This is a genomic window from Kineococcus aurantiacus (genome assembly GCF_013409345.1).
GTDB lineage: Bacteria > Actinomycetota > Actinomycetes > Actinomycetales > Kineococcaceae > Kineococcus > Kineococcus aurantiacus.
In genome coordinates, this window is the sequence record NZ_JACCBB010000001.1 from 1157188 (window position 1) to 1175518 (window position 18331).

The window sequence follows — 18331 nt, forward strand, 5'->3', positions numbered from 1 at the left end:
GGTAGCCGGCTGCTACGGTGCGCGCGTGCACCGCGCCGAGCCCTCCCCGGTCGCCGGCAGCGTCGTCATCCCCGCCCACGACGAGGGCCCGGTGATCGACCGCTGCCTGGCCGCCCTCGACCTCGACCGCGGCGACCTGGAGGTCGTCGTGGTGGCCAACGCGTGCCGCGACGACACCGCCGCCCGCGCCCGGGCCCACGGGGTCCACGTCGTGGAGACGTCCGTGCCGGGCAAGGCCCACGCCCTGGACCTGGGCGACCAGCACGCCACGGCCTTCCCCCGCGCCTACCTCGACGCCGACGTCACCGTCGGCGGGGAGGACCTGCGCCGGGTGCTGGAGGTGCTGCGCACGGGCCCGGCCCAGGCCGCCGCCCCCGCCCTGCACGTGGACACCTCGCGCTCCTCCTGGCCCGTGCGCGCCTACTACCGGGTGTGGACCGCCCTGCCCTACGTGACCGACGACCTCGTCGGGTCCGGGCTGTACGTCCTGTCCCGGCGGGGCCGGGACCGCTTCGGCACCTTCCCCGCCGCGACCGGCGACGACACGTTCGTGCGGTCCCTGTTCCGCCCCGGCGAGCGCGTCAGCGTCCCCGGGACCCGCTTCACCGTCCACCCGCCCCGCACGCTCGGGGCGCTGCTGGCCATCAAGACCCGGGCCCGCTTCAGCGTCGCCGAGCACGCCGCCACCACCGGGCAGGCCTCGGCGGCACCCGCCTCGGCGGGCCGGCGGCTGCTGAGCCGCCCCGACCTGTGGCCGGCGCTGCCCGTCTACGCCGCCGTCGGGCTGCTGACGCGCGTGCGCGCCCGCCGCCGGCTGGCCGCGGGCGCCGACGTGGCCTGGGACCGCGACACGACCTCCCGCGTCGCCGTCGACGACTGAACCGAGACGACTGAACCGACCCGGACCCCAGGAGACACCGTGGCTCCCTCCCTCAACCGGCTCCGCGCCCTGCGCAAGGTGGCGGTCGGCCTCAAGCGCCTCACCTACACCCGGGTGTGGGGCATGGACATCCACCCCACCGCGACGTTCAGCCTCTCGGCGCGCTTCGACAAGACGTACCCGCAGGGGGTGCACGTCGGCGAGCGCAGCTACGTCGCGCTGGAGGCCATCGTGCTGGCCCACGACATGACGCGGGCCAAGAAGACGCACACCCGCATCGGCCGGCACTGCTTCGTCGGGGCCGGCGCCATCGTCCTGCCGGGGGTGACGATCGGTGACGGGTCGATCGTCGCGGCGGGCGCGGTGGTGACGAAGGACGTCCCGCCGGCGTCCATCGTCGCGGGCTCGCCGGCCGTGGTGATCCGTTCGGGCATCACCGTCGGCCCCTACGGACGCCTCCGGACGGAGCAACCCGCCCCGGACGCTGGACGCACGGTGACGACGGCTCCACCGTCGGCCGAAGCAGTGCACGAAGGGTGACGAAACGGCCTCCGGCGTCCCCCTGACGCCTCACCCGGGGAGGGGATGGCGGTGACGGGTCCCGCGACCCGATGCCTTGAAGGACAACGCGTTCTTCGAGACAGCACCCCTGCGGAGGCACCCCGTGCTCACCCCCCGACGCTCCCTGCGCGCCACCGTGCGGACCGGCCTGGCCGTCCTGGGCGCCGCCGCCGTCATCGGCTCGGCCGCGCTGCCGGCCGACGCCGCCAGCGCCAGCACGTGGATCGCCTACGCGGGGACGTCGGTGAACAACGCCCGGGTCCCCGCGAGCACGGTCGCCCTGACGGTCCGCTCCCCGCAGCCCTTCGACGCGGTGACGTTCCTGGTCGACGGCAAGGTCGTCAGCGGCGCGGGCACCGCCACCGCCGGTGCCGACGGCGACTGGACCGCCACGGCCGACGCGAACCTGTCCGGGTACTCCGGCCGGATCAGCGTCACCGCGAAGCTGACGCGCGGCCGGACGAGCAGCAGCGTCGCCAAGACGGTGCGCGTCGTCGACCCCGGCACCACCCTCGGCTCCGGCACCACGGGCACGTCGCTGCGCCCGACCCGTGCCGCCCGCACCCAGCACACCGACGGCCGCCCCAACGCCTTCACCACGGGCCTGCGCGGCGGGGCCGACCCGGCCCGGGTCCTGGTCGGCGACCAGGTCATCACCACCCCCGGCACCGTCCTGGACGGCGTCACCGTCAAGGGCTGCCTCGTGGTCAAGGCCAGCGGCGTCACGGTGCGCAACAGCAAGGTCGTGTGCCGGGCCAAGGGCCGCCAGCTCGCCGTCGCCGTGGGCGAGGGCGTCACGGGCTTCGTGGTCGAGGACACCGAGATCGACGCCACCGGCACCGACGTCGGCGTCGGCTGGGGCAACTACACGCTGCGCCGGGTGAACCTGCACGGCTCGGCCGACGGGGCCCGCTGGGGCACCAACGTGACGATCGAGGACTCCTGGATCCACGACATGTCGCGCGAGGACGGCCTGCACTCCGACGCGGTGCAGACCACCTCCGCCCGCGACGTCGTCATCCGGCACAACACCCTCGACCCCTCGAGCAACGGCGACCCGCTGAACTCGGCGGTCATGATCGGCACCGAGACGGGGCAGCGGTCGCTGAAGAACGTCCTCATCGAGCGCAACTTCCTCGGCGGCGGCTCCTACACCGTCAACGTGCGCGGCGACGCGAACATCAGCGGCCTGGTCGTCCGCGACAACACCTTCGACGACAACAGCCGCTACGGCGCGGTCATCGTCCCGAACGGCAAGGACATCACCCTGACCGGCAACAAGCTGGGCTGGACCGGCAAGGAGGTCGGCGTCGACCGCTGGTGAGCCGCCGGGGCGGGGTCAGTAGGCCCCGCGGCCGCCCACGACGGCGTGGGCGGTCTTGGCCAGGATCATGACGTCGAAGGCCGGGGACCAGTTCTCGACGTACTGCAGGTCCAGCCGCGTCGACTCGTCGAGGCTGAGGTCGGACCGGCCCGAGACCTGCCACAGGCCCGTGAGGCCGGGCTTGACCAGCAGCCGCCGCCGCAGGTCCTCGCCGTACTCGGCGACCTCCGCGGGCAGCGGCGGGCGGGGCCCGACGAGGGACATGCTGCCGCCGAGGACGTTGAACAGCTGCGGCAGCTCGTCGATGGAGTAGCGGCGCAGGAAGGCGCCGACGCGCGTGACGCGCGGGTCGCGGCGCATCTTGAACAGCAGGCCGTTGCCGTCGGACTCGGTGCGCAGGTCGATGAGCAGCTTCTCGGCGTCGACGACCATGGACCGGAACTTGACCATGGAGAACTCCCGGCCGTCACGGCCCACCCGGGTCTGCCGGAAGAAGACCGGGCCCGGGGAGTCGAGCTTGACGAGCACCGCGAGGACCGTGAACAGCGGAGCCAGCAGCAGCAGCCCGAGCAGCGCGCTGCCCCGGTCGAACAGGGCCTTGCCGGCGTGCCGGACCCCCCGCAGCTCGGGACGCTCGACGTGCAGCAGGGGCAGCCCGGACACCGGCCGGATGACGACGCGGGGCCCGACGACGTCGGTGAGGGTCGGGGCGACGATGAGGTCGGCGCGGGTGTCCTCCAGCTCCCACCCGAGGCGGCGCAGCGTGGGGCCGTCCAGCTCGGGGGAGGTCAGGGCGGCGACGACGTCGGCGTCGAGCTCGGCGGTGACGGCGGCGATCTGCCCGAGGTCGCCCAGGACGGGCACGCCCAGCCCCTCCAGCTCGGGAGTGGTGCGCCCGTCGGGGGTGCAGACGGCGTCGACGCGCAGGCCGTGGTCGGTGTCGCGCCGCACCTGGCGGATCAGCGCCGCCACGGCGTGGGGGTGACCGGCGACGACCGTGGACTGCACGCACTCCCCCACGGCCCGGCGACGGTGCAGCAGCCCGCGGACCACGAGCCGGCCCAGGACGGTCAGCAGCCCGGCCACGGGCAGGGCGACGACGACGAAGCCGCGGGCCACGTCGAGCTGGAAGGCCCAGCTGGCAGTCCCCACGAGCGCGACGACGGTCGTCCCGGCGAGCAGGACGCGCTGGAACTCCTCCGGTCCGATGCCCAGGAAGCGCGGCTCGTAGGCGCGGAACAGCAGCATCGCCAGGACCCACACGGGCGGCAGGAGGACCATCGTCCAGGCCACGGACAGGCCGGGCACGGCGCCGGTGCGCAACGGGGCGTCGCCGCCGAAGCGCACGGCCCAGCCGAGCAGCGCGCCGACCAGCGCGGCGGCGGCGTCGGCGGCGGTGATGGTGCGCACGTACCGCCGCTGCCAGCTGGCGCGGCGGCCGGCGGCCCCGGGGGCCGGGCGCGGGCGGGCGGCGGGCGGGGCGCCCGGCAGGAGCCGCACCCGTCGCGCGTCGGCGTCGATGAGTCGCCTGCGCTGTGCCGGCAGCAGCCGTGCGTCGTCCGTGGCCATCCCAGTCCCCCGTCGGTCGGTCGCTCCGTCCCCCACGGCGGTGTGGGCGTCAGTGCTCTCCTCACACCCCTGGAGAGAGACCTGACAGCACGCATCGTAGTCACCGCTCACCCGTTCAGCGCAAGCTCCTCACAGCCCGCACACGAACGGGGACCAGGGTGGTCGTGGAAAGAGGAAGGCCCCCACCGGGATCCCGGTGGGGGCCTTCCTGCTCGGGTGGAGCTGAGGGGACTCGAACCCCTGACCCCCTCGTTGCGAACGAGGTGCGCTACCAGCTGCGCCACAGCCCCTTGCCGACCGTCGTCACCGCCCCGATCACTCAGGGCGATGAGGAAGAGGTTACCAGCCCCGGCGGAGGTCCCGGACCACCGCTACTGGTTGACCACCCGCGCGTGCTCACGCAGGTCCACGACGCGCGGCTCCTCGGCCACGGCGACCCGCTCGGCCGCCGCGACGGCCGGCGAGACCGGGTCCCACGTCCGCGCGCGGTCCTTGAGCAGGTAGGTCGGCAGCGGCACGGGCACCGGCTCCCAGCCGCGGTCGCCGGCCAGCGGCGAGGGGCGGTCGTCGCGCTGGACCGGCAGGGACACCGTCCGCGGTGCGCGCACGGTGGGCAGCACCACCGTCGCCGGGGCCGCGGCCGCCCGGTCGGGCGCGCTCGCCCCGTGCCGGGTCAGCGCCGCCACGACGAGCAGCAGCCCGGCGCTCGGCCCGGCACCGGACCACCACGGGGCCAGCCCCGCCGCGACGACGACCCAGCCCACGACCGTCAGCGCCGCCACCGTGCCCACCAGCCGGCGACGCCGGGTCACGACCGCCGAGGTGCTGCGGCGCAACGACTCCCGCGCCGGAGCGGCGGTGAGGGCCTGCGGCGCAACGGGTCCGGGGACCCGGCCGAGCACCGGTCGCGACGACGAGCCCGCCACGGCCGCGGTGACCGCGGCCGCCGCCAGCGCCTGCCCGACCGGGGCCGAACCCCGGCGCACCACGACGCGCAGGGCGTCGGAGTCGCGGTCGGCCTGCCGCGCCGACGCCGTCCGCCGGTGCTTGCGGATCTGGTTCGGGACGAGGTAGGCGGCCCACAAGGCGATGATGACGAGGAAGATGAGGCTGCTGGCGGGCACGGGCGCAACGGTAGGGGCCCGGAGGGGCCTGGTCGCGGACCGTGGCGGTGTGTCGCGCCGCGCGTTCTCAGCTCCTCGCGCGGGACGCCTTGTACCGCGTCAGCAGCCCCTCGGGGACCTCCCCGGCGGTCAGCGCGAACGTGCGGTGGTCGCGCCACGAACCGTCGATGTGCAGGTAGGCCTTGCGCAGCCCCTCGTCCCGCATCCCCAGCTTCTCCGCGACCCGCAGCGACGCCGCGTTCTCGGGCCGGATGTTCACCTCGATGCGGTGCAGCCGAAGGACTCCGAAGCAGTGGTCGGCCACCAGGGCCAGCGCCAGCGGGATCGTCCCGCGGCCGGCGACGCGGCGGTCCACCCAGTACCCGACGTGCGCCGAGCGCAGCGAACCCCAGGTGATCCCGGACACCGTGATCTGCCCCACGAGGGTGCCGTCGAGTTCCACGACGAACGGCAGCATCCGTCCCGCGCGGGCCTCGCGGGAGAAACCCCGCACCATCTGCGGGAAACTCGGCGCCGGCCCGCTGCCCTCGGGCGACGTCGCCTCCCACGGCCGCAGCCACGAGGCGTTCGCGGCCCGCACCGCGCGCCACGCCGTCGCGTCGCGCCGCCGCAGCGGGCGCAGCCGCACCGCCCCGTCCCGCAGTTCCGCGGGCCAGCCCACCGTCACGGCCCGGCCGTCCGGGTGTGGTCGCCGCCGTGGACCTGGTCGACGGCGTGCCGCAGGAACCCGGCCAGGACGGCGACGCCGTCGCGCGCGCCGCCGCTGGAACCCGGCAGGTTCACCACGAACGTCCGCCCCGCCACGCCCGCGACCCCGCGCGAGAGCACCGCCGTCGCCACGCCCGCGGCGGCACCGGCGGCCCGGACCGCCTCGGCCACCCCCGGCACCTCGTAGTCCAGGACGCGGCGGGTCCGCTCGGGCGTCAGGTCCAGCGGGCTCAGGCCCGTGCCGCCGTTGGTGACGACGACGTCGTAGTCGGCCGCCACGGCGTCGCGCAGGGCCTCCTCGACGGGGTCGCCGTCGGGCACGACGACCGGGCCGTCGACGGCGAACCCCAGCTCGCGCAGGCCCGCGACGACGATCGGGCCGGAGGTGTCGGCGTACACGCCGGCGGAGGCCCGGTTGGAGACGGTCACCACCAGGGCCGAGGGCTCAGACGTCATCGACGCTCCAGTCCCCCGAGCGCCCACCGCTCTTGGCCGTCACCCGCACCCCGTCCAGGACGGTGCGCTTGTCGACGGCCTTGACCATGTCGACGAAGGTCAGCCCCGCGACCACGACGCACGTCAGCGCCTCCATCTCGATCCCCGTGCGGTCGGCCGTGCGCACGGCCGCCGTGATGTGCACCCCGACGAGGTCGGGGGTGCTGACGGGGACGATGTCGACCTCGACGGCGTGCACCGCCACAGGATGCGCCAGCGGGACCAGGTCCGGGGTGCGTTTGGCCGCCTGCAGCCCCGCGACCCGGGCCACGGCCAGGGCGTCGCCCTTGGGCAGGCCGCCCTCGGCGATGAGGTCCAGCACCGCCGGGGAGCAGCGCACGTACCCCTCGGCGCGGGCCTCGCGGGCGGTGACGGGCTTGGCGGAGACGTCGACCACCCGGGCGCGGCCGGCGGCGTCGAGGTGCGTGAGGCGGTCGTTCACGGCGCGTCCCGGGCCTCGGGGGCCGGCAGGGGGCCCAGGAGGACGGCCTCGACCTCGTCCCCGGGCTCGACGGCGCCCACCCCGACCGGCACCACGACCAGGCACGTCGCGCGGGCCAGCGCCGTGACCAGGTGCGAGCCGTGCCCGGAGACGGGCTCGACGACGAAGCGGCCCCGCTCGTCGCGCGTCCAGGCCGCGCGCACGTACTGCTCCTTGGCCGGCGGGGACGTCCAGCCGGTCCCGGCCACGGCCCTGACCCGGGGCCGCTGCGGGTCCGGCCCGGGGTCGCCCAGCATGCGCCGCAGCGCGGGCCGGACGAACACCTCGAAGGAGACGAAGGAGCTCACCGGGTTGCCCGGCAGCGTGAACACGGGGACGGCCTGCTCCCCCAGCGTCCCGCAGCCCTGCGGCATGCCGGGCTGCACGGCGACGCGGTCGAAGCGCACGGAGTGCTGGCCGGGGGCGGACAGCACCTCCTTGACGGTGTCGTAGGCGCCCTCGCTGACCCCGCCGGAGGTGATGACGACGTCGGCGCGCACGAGCTGGTCGTCCAGCACCCCGGCGAGCTCGTGGGCGTCGTCGGCGACGACCCCCACCCGGTACGCCAGCGCGCCGACGTCCTCGACGGCGGCGGTCAGCAGGTACCCGTTGGCGTCGTGCAGCTGCCCGCGGGCCAGGGTCACCCCCGGTTCGACGACCTCGGTGCCGGTGGAGACCACGACGACGCGCGGGCGGGGGCGCACGCGCACCCGGGCCCGGCCGATGGCGGCCAGGACGCCGACGTGGCGGGGTTCGAGCCGCGTGCCCGCCTCCAGGACGAGCACGCCGGCCTGGACGTCCTCCCCGGCGCGGCGGACGTGCTGCCCCGGGGTGGGCGCGCGGGTGATGGTGACGTGCGAGACGCCGCGGTCGGTCCACTCCACGGGCACGACGGCCTCGGTGCCCTGCGGCACCGGGGCCCCCGTCATGATCCGCGCCGTGGTCCCGCCCACCAGGCGCAGCGCGTCGGGCCGCCCGGCGGCGATGTCGCCGACGACGGGCAGCCCGACGGGGTGCTCCTCGCTGGCCCCGGCCACGTCGCGCACCCGGACCGCGTACCCGTCCATCGCCGAGTTGTCGAAGGCGGGCAGCGGCCGTGGGCTCACGACGTCCTCGGCGAGCACGCAGCCGAGGGCGTCGCGCAGGGCGAGGTCGAGGGGCGGCAGCGGCCGCACCAGGTCCAGGCAGGCCTGCCGGTGCTCGGCCACGGTGGTCAGGGTGTCACCAGCGGGGCTCACCCCCAGAACACTGCCACGTTCAGGCCTGCGCGCCCGCACCCGGCGCCGGGAACTCCTGCACGAAGCCGCCCAGCCACTCGCGCAGGTCCCCGCCGATGTCCTCGCGCTCGGCGGCCAGCCGCACGACGGCCTTAATGTAGTCGAGCTTGTCGCCGGTGTCGTAGCGGCGGCCGCGGAAGACGACGCCGTGGACGCCGTAGCCGGGGCCCTCGCCCCGGGCCAGGACCTGCAGGGCGTCGGTGAGCTGGATCTCCCCGCCCTTGCCGGGCGGGGTCTCGCGCAGGACGGCGAAGACGGCCGGGTCCAGCAGGTAGCGGCCGATGATGGCCAGGTTGCTGGGGGCCTCCTCGGTCTTGGGCTTCTCGACCAGGCCGGAGACCTTGACGACGTCCTCCTGGCCGGTGGGCTCGGCCACGGCGCAGCCGTAGAGGTGGATCTGGTCGCGCGGGACCTCCATGAAGGCCACGACGCTGCCGCCGTGCTCCTCGCGCACCTTGATCATGGTGTCCAGCAGCGGGTCGCGGGAGTCGACGATGTCGTCGCCGAGCAGGACGACGAACGGCTCATCCCCGACGTGCTGCTCGGCCACGGCCACGGCGTGCCCCAGGCCCTTGGGGTCGCCCTGGCGCACGTAGTGGACCTGGGCGAGGTCGGTGGACTCCTGGACGCGGGCGAGCTTGGCCCGGTCGCCCTTGGCCTCCAGCCCGACCTCGAGCTCGACGTTGCGGTCGAAGTGGTCCTCCAGGGACCGCTTGTTGCGACCGGTGATCATGAGGACGTCGGTGAGCCCGGCGCGCACGGCCTCCTCGACGATGTACTGGATGGCCGGGGTGTCGACGACCGGCAGCATCTCCTTGGGCATCGCCTTGGTGGCCGGCAGGAACCGCGTTCCCTGGCCGGCGGCGGGGATCACGGCCTTGCGCACCGTGCGGGCCGGACGCTCATCACGTTCAGTCATGCGCCGGAGGTTACCGCCCGGGCTGGACCGGGCACCGCGCGCTGCCGGGACTGCGCCGCGCGGGGGACGCAGGACCCTTCCGCCCCGGCTGACCAGGAGGCACACTCGAGGTGAGGACGCGCCGAAACCCTCGTCCCGCGTCCAGCACCCCGGGAGCCGCCGTGCCCGCTGAAGACACCGTCCACGACGTCGTGGCGGACACGCTGAGCGTGCACGCCGACGTCCTCGAGGTCGAGGCCCGCAAGCACGCGCTGCGCCGCGGCGTCCGCGCCCGCCGCGGCGAGCGCGACGAGCGGGCCGCGGCCGACGTCGACACCGCCGTCGCCCGCGTCCTGGTCTCCTCCCCGCTGCTGGCCGGGGCCCGCCGCGTCGCCGCCTACTCCTCGCTGCCGGGCGAGCCGGGCACCCGGACGCTGCTGGCCGAGCTGCGCCGCCACGACGTCGAGGTGCTGCTGCCCGCGCGGCTGCCCGACGACGACCTCGACTGGTCCCTGCGGCCGGCCCGGCCGCACGCCCCCGGCCCGCTGGGCGTCCACGCCATCTCCTCGGTCGACCTCGTCGTCGTCCCGGCGCTGGCCGTGGACACGGCGGGCCGGCGCCTGGGGCAGGGCGGCGGCAGCTACGACCGGGCGCTGCGCCGGGTCCCGGCCCGGGTGCCCGTCGTCGCCGTCGTGCACGACGAGGAGCTGCTCGACGCCGCGGTCAGCCCGCTGCCGACGCTGCCGCACGACCGGCTGGTGCAGGCCGTCGTGACCCCGACGCGCTGGTTGTGGCTGTCCGCCTGAGCTGGCTGAGCGTTCTGGCCCGCTCACGTTCCGTGGTTCACTGTGCCCGCGTCGCCGGTGACGACCCTGGTGCGGACGGTTGAGGACGAACGTGTGGAGGACCCCGGGCATGAGTGTCGACGTGTCGATCGTCATCGTCACCTACAACGCCCCCGAGTGGATCGCGCAGTGCCTGGACTCCCTGACCGGCGACGCGCGGCCGCGGGCCTCCTTCGAGGTCGTCGCCTACGACAACGCCTCCGGTGAGGAGACGAAGGCGCTGCTGCGCGAGCGCGCCGCCACGACCCCTGAGCTGCGCGTGCACTTCTCCCCCGACAACCTCGGCTTCGCCGCCGGGGTCAACCGCGCCGTGGAGCTGGCCGAGGGCGACCACGTGCTGCTGGTCAACCCCGACGCCGTCGTCCTGCCCGGGGCGGTCGACCAGCTCCTGGCCTTCCTCGCGCAGGACCCCACGCGCGGCATCGTCGGCGGGCGCGTGCTCTACCCCGACGGCACCGTCTCCCTCACCAGCTGCTTCGCCGCGCCCACCCTGTGGAGCTGGTTCTGCTACGCCACGGGCCTGTCGACGGCCTTCAAGCGCAGCCCCGTCTTCGACCCCGAGTCCCTGGGCCGCTGGGACCGCGACAGCGTCCGCGACGTCGACATCGTCAGCGGCGCCTTCCTGCTGGCGACCACCCGCACCTGGCGCGAGCTCGGCGGGTTCGACGAGAAGTTCTTCATGTACGGCGAGGACGCCGACCTGAACCGGCGGGCCGCCGACGCCGGCTACCACCCCGCGGTCACCCCCGAGGCGGTCGTCGTGCACGCCGGCGGGAAGTCGTCGGCCACCAAGACCGCCAAGCAGCGGCTCCTGCTGCGCGGCAAGGCCGAGTACGCCCGCAAGCACTGGTCCCCGGCCCGGGCCCGGGCCGGGGTCGGGCTCCTCGCGACCGGCGTCGCGCTGCGGACCGTGGGCGAGACCGTGCTGCGGCGCGGGCGGACCTGGCGGCCGCTGTGGGACGAGCGGGCCGACTGGGGCCGGGGGTGGCCCGCGCGCCCGGACCTGCGCGGGGAACGCACCCTCACGAGCTGAGCCGCCGGCGCTCGACCACCGCACCGCCCGACCCCTGCGGTGGTCGAGCACTCCGGTGACCAAGCGCGCCCGGGACGACCCGTCACGCTACGGTGCGGCATGACCCTGGAGGAGTTCAGCCGCGTCCTGCTGCTCGCCTCCGGCGTCCTGCTGCTGGCCGTGCTGGCCGTCCGGCTCTCCGCCCGCACCGGCCTGCCCTCGCTGCTGCTCTACCTGGCCCTGGGGCTGGTGCTCGGCGAGGACGGCCTGGGCATCCCCTTCACCGACGCCGAGATCGCGCAGGTCCTGGGGTACGCCGCCCTCGTCCTCATCCTCGCCGAGGGCGGGCTGACGACGCGGTGGGACGCCGTCCGGGGGGTCCTGGCGCCGGCGGGCGCCCTGGCCACGGCGGGGACGGCCGTCTCGATCGGCGTCGTGGGGGTCGGCGCCCACCTGCTGCTGGGCACCTCCTGGCCCGTCTCCTTCCTCGTCGGGGCGGTCGTGTCGTCCACCGACGCGGCCGCGGTCTTCTCCGTGCTGCGCTCGGTCCCCCTGCCGCACCGGCTCTCGGGGCTGCTGGAGGCGGAGTCGGGGCTGAACGACGCGCCCGTCGTCATCGCCGTCCTGGCCCTGACCGAGGTCGCGACCGGGCACTCCGAGCACGCGTGGTGGTTCTACGCCGCCGAGGCGGTGCTCGAGCTGGGGCTGGGCACGGTCGTCGGCGTGGGGGTCGGTGCGGTGGGGGCCTTCCTGCTGCGGCGCAGCGCGTTGCCGAGCTCGGGTCTGTACCCCGTCGCGGTGCTGGCGCTGGCGGTGGGGGCCTTCGCGGTCGCCGACGTGCTGCACGCCTCGGGGTTCCTGGCGACGTACCTGTGCGGGCTGGTCCTGGGCAACGCCCGGCTGCCGCACCGGCAGGCGACCCGGGGCTTCGCCGAGGCGTTCGGGTGGCTGGCCCAGATCGGCCTGTTCGTGATGCTGGGGCTGCTGGCGGACCCCTCCCGGCTGCCGGCCGCGGTGCTGGACGCCCTGCTCGTCGGGGTCGTCCTGACGCTGTTCGCGCGCCCGCTGTCGGTGCTGGCCTCGCTGGTGTGGTTCCGGCTGCCGCGCCCGGACCTGCTGTTCCTGTCGTGGGCGGGTCTGCGCGGGGCGGTCCCCGTGGTGCTGGCCACCGTCCCCGTCGTCGCCGGGATCGCCGGGGCGGACCGGTTGTTCGACCTCGTGCTGGTGCTCGTCGTCGTCTTCACCCTCGTCCAGGCGCCGACGCTGGCGCCGCTGGCCCGCCGCCTGGGGCTCACCTCCTCGGCCCCGACCCGGGACCTGGACGTGGAGGTGTCGCCGCTGGGGGCCCTGTCGGCGGACGTCGTGCGGGTGCGGGTCGGCCCGTCCTCGCGGCTGCACGGCGTGGAGGTGTTCGAGCTGCGCCTGCCGCGGGGCGCCAACGTGAGCCTCGTGGCGCGGGACGGCGCGACGTTCGTGCCGCAACCGCGCACGGTCCTGCGCCGCGGCGACGACCTGCTCGTCGTGACGTCGACGGCCGAGCGGGAGGGGGTGGAGGAACGGCTGCAGGCGATCAGCCGCGACGGGAAGCTCGCCGGGTGGCGCGAGACCTGAGGCGCTCCCCGGCCGACTACGGTGAGTAGGTGCTGCGTCGCACTGTGCTCACAATGTTCGCGCTGGTCGCCGCCGGCCCGGCCACCCCCCGTGCCTTCGCCGCCGCGGCGACCGACCCGGACGTCGTCGAGGTCGTCGCCCCCGGCCTGACCCTCGAACGGTCCACCGGGTCCACCCCGGCCGGTCCCGTCCGCCAGGCGCTGCTGCGGCTGGCCGCCGGCTCCACCACCCGGCCGGTCCTGCTGCAGGCCGACCTCAGCTCCCCCCGCACCCCCACCGACCTCGCCACCGCGGCCGGCGCCGTCGCCGCCGTCAACGGCGACTTCTTCGACATCGACCGCACCGGCACCCCCGACGGTCCTGTCGTCCGGGACGGGCAGGTGCTCAAGGCCTCCGGCCAGGCCCAGGGGGCCGTGGGCTTCGACGGGGGCCCGCGCTGGACCGGCCGGCTCGGGCAGGTCCAGCTGCAGGGCTCGGCCACCGTCGCCGGCCGGACCTTCCCGCTGGCCGCGCTGGGCACCCGGACGGTGCCCGAGGACGCGCTGGCGCTGTTCGGCCCGGCCTGGGGCGCCGGTGACCGGGCCCTGACCGTCACCTCGGGCGTGGAGCTGGAGGTCCGCGCCGGCGTCGTGACGGCCGTGCGGCCCCCCGGCGGCGGCGCGGTCCCCGCCGACGGCTTCGTCCTCGTCGCGTCCGGGGCGGTCGCCGCGGCCCTGGCCGGCACCCCTCTCGGCAGTCCCGCCACCCGCGACGTCCAGTTCCGCGACGACGCCCTCGCCCCGGGCTCGACGGGGTTCGCCCTCGGGGCCCGGCTGGAGCTGGTCCGCGACGGCGCCGTCGCGCTCTTCGACACCGCGGACCCGACGTGGGCGGCGCTGCGGGCCCGGACCGCGGTCGGCTGGACCGCCGACGGCGACCTGCTGCTGCTCACCGTCGAGGGCGGGACGGCGCTCTCGGTGGGGGTCACGGCCACCGAGACCGCACGCCGCCTGGTGGCCGCCGGAGCGGTCGGGGCCGTCGTGCTCGACGGCGGCGGGTCGGCGCAGCTGGTGGCCCGCCGCCCCGGCGACGCCGCGGTGAGCGACGTCGTCGTGCCCTCCGACGGGGCGCCGCGGCCGGTGGCCAACGCCGTCGGGCTCGTCCCCGCACCGGCCGGGCCCCTCCCCGCGGCCGTCGTCCTGCGTCCGGCGCTCGGTGCGGCGCAGGTGTTCCCGGGCCTGTCCCTGCCCCTGCGGGTGGTGCCCGTGACCGCGTCCGGGGCGCCCGCGGACGGCGCGCCGGTGCTGTCGTCGAGCGACCCGGGGGTCCTGGCGGTGGCCGGTGGTGCCGTGCGCGGCGTGGCGCCCGGGCGCGCCGCGGTGCTGGCCGGTGCGGGGGCCGCGACGGGCCGGCTCGACGTCGAGGTCCTCGGGCCGCTCACCCGGCTGTCGGTGGGCACCGTCCTGGCGCTGCCGGCCGCCGGGTCGGTCCTGGAGGTGACGGTCACCGGCACCGACGCCGCGGGGCGGTCCGCGGCGGTGGCCGCGGCGGACGTCGTCGCGGGGGTCGACCCCGCGGTGCTGCGGGCCGAGCCGCTGCCGGACGGCCGGTTGCGCCTGACCGCCCTGACCCCCGGGCCCGTCCCCACGACGCTGCGGCTGAGCGCGGCGGGCGCCTCCGCCGACGTCCCGGCCGCCGTCGGGTCGCGGCCGGTGACGCTCGACCCGCTGGACGACCCCGGCGCGTGGACGGTCGCGACGACCCGCGCGACGGCCTCGCTCAGCCGCGTCGAGGGCCCGTCGGCCGGGTCGGGCGCGGTGCGGCTGACCTACGACTTCACCGGGCAGCCGGCGGGCACCACGACGGCCGCCGTCGTCGCGCCCGTCCCCGTGCCGCTGCCGGCGGGCAGCACGGCCGTGGCGCTGCAGGTGCGCGGCGACGGGGCCGGGGGCTGGCTGCGCGCGACGCTGCGGGTGGCCGGGGCGAGCCGGCCGGTGACCTTCGCCGCCCGCGTGGACTGGACGGGGTGGCGGCGCGTGGCGGTCCCGGTCCCGCCGGACGCCGACGTGCGGCTGGAGCGCGTGTACCTGGCACAGACGTCGGTCGCGGCCCGCCGCGCCGGGGCCGTCGACCTCGCCCGGCTGCAGGCGCAGGTCCCGCCGCTGCCGGTCGTCCTCCCCCGGCGCCGGCGGCCGGTGCGCTGAGCCCCACAGGTCGCCGTCCCCGAGTACCATTGGCACTCGAACGCCCCGAGTGCCAGACGGGGTCCAGGAGATTGCGGAGAACAGGTGCCCACCTACGCCTACGCCTGCCAGACCTGCGGACACTCCTTCGAGGTCCGCCAGTCCTTCAGCGACGACGCCCTGACCGTCTGCCCGGAGTGCTCGGGGCAGCTGCGCAAGCTGTTCAACAACGTCGGCATCGTGTTCAAGGGCTCGGGGTTCTACCGCAACGACTCGCGCAGCTCGAGCGGGTCGTCCACCGGCGGCTCGACGTCCTCGACCCCCGCGGCCAAGGAGTCCGGCTCGTCGAGCTCCTCGTCCAGCTCCTCGTCGACCCCCTCGTCGAGCTCCAGCTCCTCCGGCAGCGCGAGCGGCTCCACCTCCGCGGCCTGAACCCGGGCCCGTCCCCGTGTCCACAGGACGCGGGGACGGCGCGCCGTCCACAGGTGGGGATCCGGGTCCGGCGGGGACGGGGCCCCGCGACCTAGCGTCCGGCTGTGCCCGAGACCGCTGTCGCCACCCCGCCCGCCCCACCCGTCCCGCTGGGTCCGCGGGCCCGCCGCCGGCGGCGGCTGACCCGCCGGTGGCTGTCGGCCGGGCTCGTCGCCGCGGCCGGTGGTGCCGGGGTGTCGGTCCTGGCCCCGCCCGCGCCGTCGCTGGCCCCCGCCCTGGTGGCGGTGCGCGACCTGCCCACGGGGGCCGTCCTGACCGCCTCCGACGTCCAGCGCGCCGAGCGCGACGCCGGGACGCTGCCCGCCGGGCTCCTGGGGCCCGGGGAGGCGGTGGGTGCCGTGCTGGCCTCCCCCGTGCGCCGCGGGGAGGTCCTCACCGACGCCCGGACCACGGCGGGGCCGCTGCTGACGGGCCAGCCCGCCGGCACGGTCGCCACCACGGTCGACGTCGGCGACCCCGCCCTGCTGCCGTCCCTGGCCCCCGGCACGCGCGTCGACGTCCTGGCCCGCACGCAGGACCCCGTCACGGGGGCGGCCACGGGCGCCGACCGCGTCGCGGCCGACGTCGTCGTCCTGCGGGTGCCGACTCCCACCGGCGGCGGGCTGCTCGGCGGGCCGGGCGCGGCGGCGACCAGCGTCCTGGTGGCCGTCGACGCCGCGACGGCCGCCCGGCTGGCCGCCGCGAGCGGTCAGACCGTCTTGACGGTGCGCTCGTGAGGGCGGTCCTCCAGGGCGGGCGCGGACTGCCCGGGCACCGCGGCCGCGCGGCGCCCGCCCCGGGAGCGCAGCAGGTCGGTGACCGCGTCGGCCGACATGGGGTCGCCCACGTGCTCCCCCTGGGCCAGGTGGCAGCCGAGGGTGGCGAGCACCTGCAGGGTGGCGGCGTCGGCGACGCCCTCGGCCACGACGCGCAGCCCGAGCTCGCGGGCCATCTGGATGGTCGAGCGGACGATGACCGCGCGGGCGCGGTCCCCGGTCATGCCGGTGACGAAGCTGCGGTCGATCTTCAGCTCGTCGACCTCCAGGTCCGTGAGGTACGTCAGCGAGCACTGGCCCGTGCCGTAGTCGTCGACGGCGACGCCGCACCCCAGGGCCCGCAACCGCCGCACGACCGACCCGGCCCGTTCGGCGTCGGAGACGATGCCCGTCTCGGTGACCTCCAGGACGAGGGCGGACGCCTCGACCCGGTGCCGGCGCAGGCCCTCGGCGACCATGGACGGCAGGTCGTGGTCGGTCAGCAGGCGCGCGGAGAGGTTCACCGAGACGGTGGGGCGGTGGCCCTCGGCGCGCCAGCGGGCCGCGTCGGCCAGGGCGCGGTCGAGGACGACGGCCGTCACCCCCGCGACGAGCCCGGACTGCTCGGCCAGCGGGATGAAGCGGTCCGGCCCGACCGCGCCCAGCTCGGGGTGGTGCCAGCGGACGAGGGCCTCGACGCCGGCGACGACGCCGGTGCGGGGGTCGACCTGCGGCTGGTAGCGGACGAACAGCTCCCCGCGCTCGACGGCCCGCCCCAGGTCACCGAGCAGCCGCAGCCGCTCGATGCTGTTGACGTCGCGGCGGTCGGCGTAGGTGCAGGCCCGGCCGCGCACCTCCTTGGCGTGGTAGAGCGCCACGTCGGCGCTCTTGAGCAGCGAGGGCGCGCTCGTGCCGTGCTCGGGGGCGCGGGCGACCCCGACGCTGGCCGGCAGCAGCACCTGCAGCTCCCCGACCCGCAGGGGCCGGGACATCTCCTCGACGACCGCGAGCGCCAGGGACTCCGCGTCCAGGCCGTCGGGGACGAGCAGGCCGAACTCGTCCCCGCCCAGGCGGGCGACGACGGCCCCCGGCGGCGCCTGGGCGGCGAGGCGGCCGGCGACCTCGCGCAGCAGGGCGTCGCCGACGGGGTGGCCGAGGGTGTCGTTGACGTCCTTGAAGTGGTCGAGGTCCACCACGAGCAGGCCCGGGCCCGCGGTGGCGCCGCTGCCGGCTCCCCGCAGCGCCCGGGTGGTGGCGCCGAGGAGGGCGTCGCGGTTGGGCAGGCCGGTGAGGTCGTCGACCATGGCGCGGCGTTCGTGGCGGCGGGCGATGACCGAGCTGACGAGGACGACGCCGAGCGGCACGCACACGAGCAGCAGCAGCCACGGGCCGCCCTCGGCGCTGACGACGACCACGGGTGCGGAGGCGATCACGGCCAGGGTGAGCAGGAACCCGGAGGTGGACCCGGTGCGCACGAGGTCGCGGGGGCGCCGGTCCACGACGCGGCGCGCGGCGGCGTCGCAGCACCACTGGACGAGCAGGCCGGTCGCCCCGGCGAGCAGCACGGCGGGCCACTGGCGGGGGTCGCTGAGGGCGGGGCCGTCGGGTGCGCCGGTCGCCAGGAGGGCGTCGAGGACGACGGCGCAGGTGAACACCCCGGACAGGGCGGCGCCGCCGTCGACGACGAGCGCGAGGGGGCCGGCTCCGCGGCGCAGGTCGCGCACCAGGGTGGGCACGGCCCGGACGGCCAGGGCGAGCCCGACCGGCCCGAGGGCCACGAGCGCGACGAGGAACCCCCACGAGACGGGCAGGGCCTGCCCGCGGGCGCTGAGGGGGCGGGACTCGGCGACCAGGACGACGACGGCGAGCACGAGGGTGGAGGCGGAGGCCTGCCAGGGGGCGGGACCGTCGAGGCCGAGGAGGGTGCCGGCGACGAGGAGGGTGGTGGCCAGGACGAGGGCGACGGCGGTGACGAGCGCGTCCCGCAGCCGCTGGACGCCCGGCCGCCGGGTGCGCGGCCGGGTGCGGGGTCGGGGGGCCACGAGCGTGGCCGCCGGGTGCTGCACCCTCCACCTCCCGTCCCGTTGCCGTCTCCGAGGGTTCCCGTGAGCTCCACGGTGTGCCCCCCGGACGGGGGACACCGGCCGTGGTTCCTGGC

The 18331-nt window shown here is 76.5% G+C and carries 17 protein-coding genes and 1 tRNA gene; 9 read left to right on the plus strand and 9 right to left on the minus strand.

The window, feature by feature from the left end; translation table 11 throughout:
- The first annotated feature begins 25 nt into the window (after positions 1 to 25).
- From BJ968_RS05490 to BJ968_RS05500, 3 genes are all read left to right on the plus strand, one after another.
- On the plus strand, positions 26 to 880 hold the full coding sequence (locus tag BJ968_RS05490) for a glycosyltransferase (protein WP_179749930.1): 855 nt from the start codon (positions 26 to 28) through the stop codon (positions 878 to 880).
- A gap of 39 nt (positions 881 to 919) precedes the next feature.
- Entirely contained in the window at positions 920 to 1420 is a 501-nt protein-coding gene (locus tag BJ968_RS25485; RefSeq protein ID WP_343077845.1) for an acyltransferase, read from the plus strand.
- Positions 1421 to 1544: 124 nt separating this feature from the next.
- The gene (locus tag BJ968_RS05500; protein ID WP_179749932.1) at positions 1545 to 2765 is read left to right on the plus strand and encodes a right-handed parallel beta-helix repeat-containing protein; all 1221 of its coding nucleotides are present in this window, start codon (positions 1545 to 1547) and stop codon (positions 2763 to 2765) included.
- 15 nt (positions 2766 to 2780) lie between these two features.
- Here the strand turns inward: BJ968_RS05500 and BJ968_RS05505 are convergent, their stop codons facing one another.
- The 8 genes from BJ968_RS05505 to galU all read right to left on the minus strand — a co-directional run bounded on the left by BJ968_RS05505 (position 2781) and on the right by galU (position 9338).
- Entirely contained in the window at positions 2781 to 4334 is a 1554-nt protein-coding gene (locus tag BJ968_RS05505; RefSeq protein ID WP_179749934.1) for a sugar transferase, read from the minus strand.
- A gap of 217 nt (positions 4335 to 4551) precedes the next feature.
- Positions 4552 to 4624, minus strand: a tRNA-Ala gene (locus BJ968_RS05510).
- Positions 4625 to 4705: 81 nt separating this feature from the next.
- Positions 4706 to 5458 (minus strand): hypothetical protein, encoded by a 753-nt coding sequence (locus BJ968_RS05515; RefSeq protein ID WP_179749936.1) that lies wholly within the window; start codon positions 5456 to 5458, stop codon positions 4706 to 4708.
- Positions 5459 to 5525: 67 nt separating this feature from the next.
- Positions 5526 to 6125, minus strand: coding sequence for a GNAT family N-acetyltransferase (locus tag BJ968_RS05520; RefSeq protein ID WP_179749938.1), 600 nt, complete (start codon positions 6123 to 6125; stop codon positions 5526 to 5528).
- Complete coding sequence (locus BJ968_RS05525) at positions 6122 to 6622, minus strand: MogA/MoaB family molybdenum cofactor biosynthesis protein (protein ID WP_179749940.1); 501 nt, start codon at positions 6620 to 6622, stop codon at positions 6122 to 6124. The genes BJ968_RS05520 and BJ968_RS05525 overlap by 4 nt, the downstream gene beginning before the upstream one ends.
- Positions 6612 to 7103 (minus strand): cyclic pyranopterin monophosphate synthase MoaC, encoded by a 492-nt coding sequence (moaC, locus tag BJ968_RS05530; RefSeq protein WP_179749942.1) that lies wholly within the window; start codon positions 7101 to 7103, stop codon positions 6612 to 6614. Before moaC ends, BJ968_RS05525 begins: the two co-directional genes overlap by 11 nt.
- On the minus strand, positions 7100 to 8380 hold the full coding sequence (glp, locus tag BJ968_RS05535) for a molybdotransferase-like divisome protein Glp (RefSeq protein WP_343077848.1): 1281 nt from the start codon (positions 8378 to 8380) through the stop codon (positions 7100 to 7102). Before glp ends, moaC begins: the two co-directional genes overlap by 4 nt.
- A 19-nt stretch (positions 8381 to 8399) precedes the next feature.
- Positions 8400 to 9338, minus strand: a complete 939-nt coding sequence (gene galU, locus BJ968_RS05540) for a UTP--glucose-1-phosphate uridylyltransferase GalU (protein WP_179749945.1) — start codon at positions 9336 to 9338, stop codon at positions 8400 to 8402.
- Between the two features lie 161 nt (positions 9339 to 9499).
- Here galU and BJ968_RS05545 point away from each other — a divergent pair, with 161 nt between their 5' ends.
- The 6 genes from BJ968_RS05545 (at position 9500) to BJ968_RS05570 (ending at position 16155) form a co-directional block, all read left to right on the plus strand.
- Positions 9500 to 10123 carry a 5-formyltetrahydrofolate cyclo-ligase gene (locus BJ968_RS05545; RefSeq protein WP_218884834.1) on the plus strand — a complete coding sequence of 208 codons (624 nt, stop codon included), beginning with the start codon at positions 9500 to 9502 and terminating at the stop codon, positions 10121 to 10123.
- 109 nt (positions 10124 to 10232) lie between these two features.
- Positions 10233 to 11195: a glycosyltransferase family 2 protein gene (locus tag BJ968_RS05550; RefSeq protein ID WP_179749947.1), complete on the plus strand. Its 963-nt coding sequence runs from the start codon at positions 10233 to 10235 to the stop codon at positions 11193 to 11195.
- Between the two features lie 99 nt (positions 11196 to 11294).
- The gene (locus BJ968_RS05555; RefSeq protein ID WP_179749949.1) at positions 11295 to 12785 is read left to right on the plus strand and encodes a potassium/proton antiporter; all 1491 of its coding nucleotides are present in this window, start codon (positions 11295 to 11297) and stop codon (positions 12783 to 12785) included.
- 29 nt (positions 12786 to 12814) lie between these two features.
- A complete protein-coding gene (locus tag BJ968_RS05560) occupies positions 12815 to 14968 on the plus strand; it encodes a phosphodiester glycosidase family protein (protein ID WP_179749950.1) in 2154 nt (717 codons plus the stop codon).
- Positions 14969 to 15052: 84 nt separating this feature from the next.
- Positions 15053 to 15379, plus strand: a complete 327-nt coding sequence (locus BJ968_RS05565; protein ID WP_179749952.1) for an FmdB family zinc ribbon protein — start codon at positions 15053 to 15055, stop codon at positions 15377 to 15379.
- 104 nt (positions 15380 to 15483) lie between these two features.
- A complete protein-coding gene (locus tag BJ968_RS05570) occupies positions 15484 to 16155 on the plus strand; it encodes an SAF domain-containing protein (protein ID WP_179749954.1) in 672 nt (223 codons plus the stop codon).
- Here BJ968_RS05570 and BJ968_RS26370 read toward each other — a convergent pair.
- Complete coding sequence (locus BJ968_RS26370) at positions 16128 to 18239, minus strand: EAL domain-containing protein (protein ID WP_179749956.1); 2112 nt, start codon at positions 18237 to 18239, stop codon at positions 16128 to 16130. The genes BJ968_RS05570 and BJ968_RS26370 overlap by 28 nt on opposite strands.
- Positions 18240 to 18331: the final 92 nt, after the last annotated feature.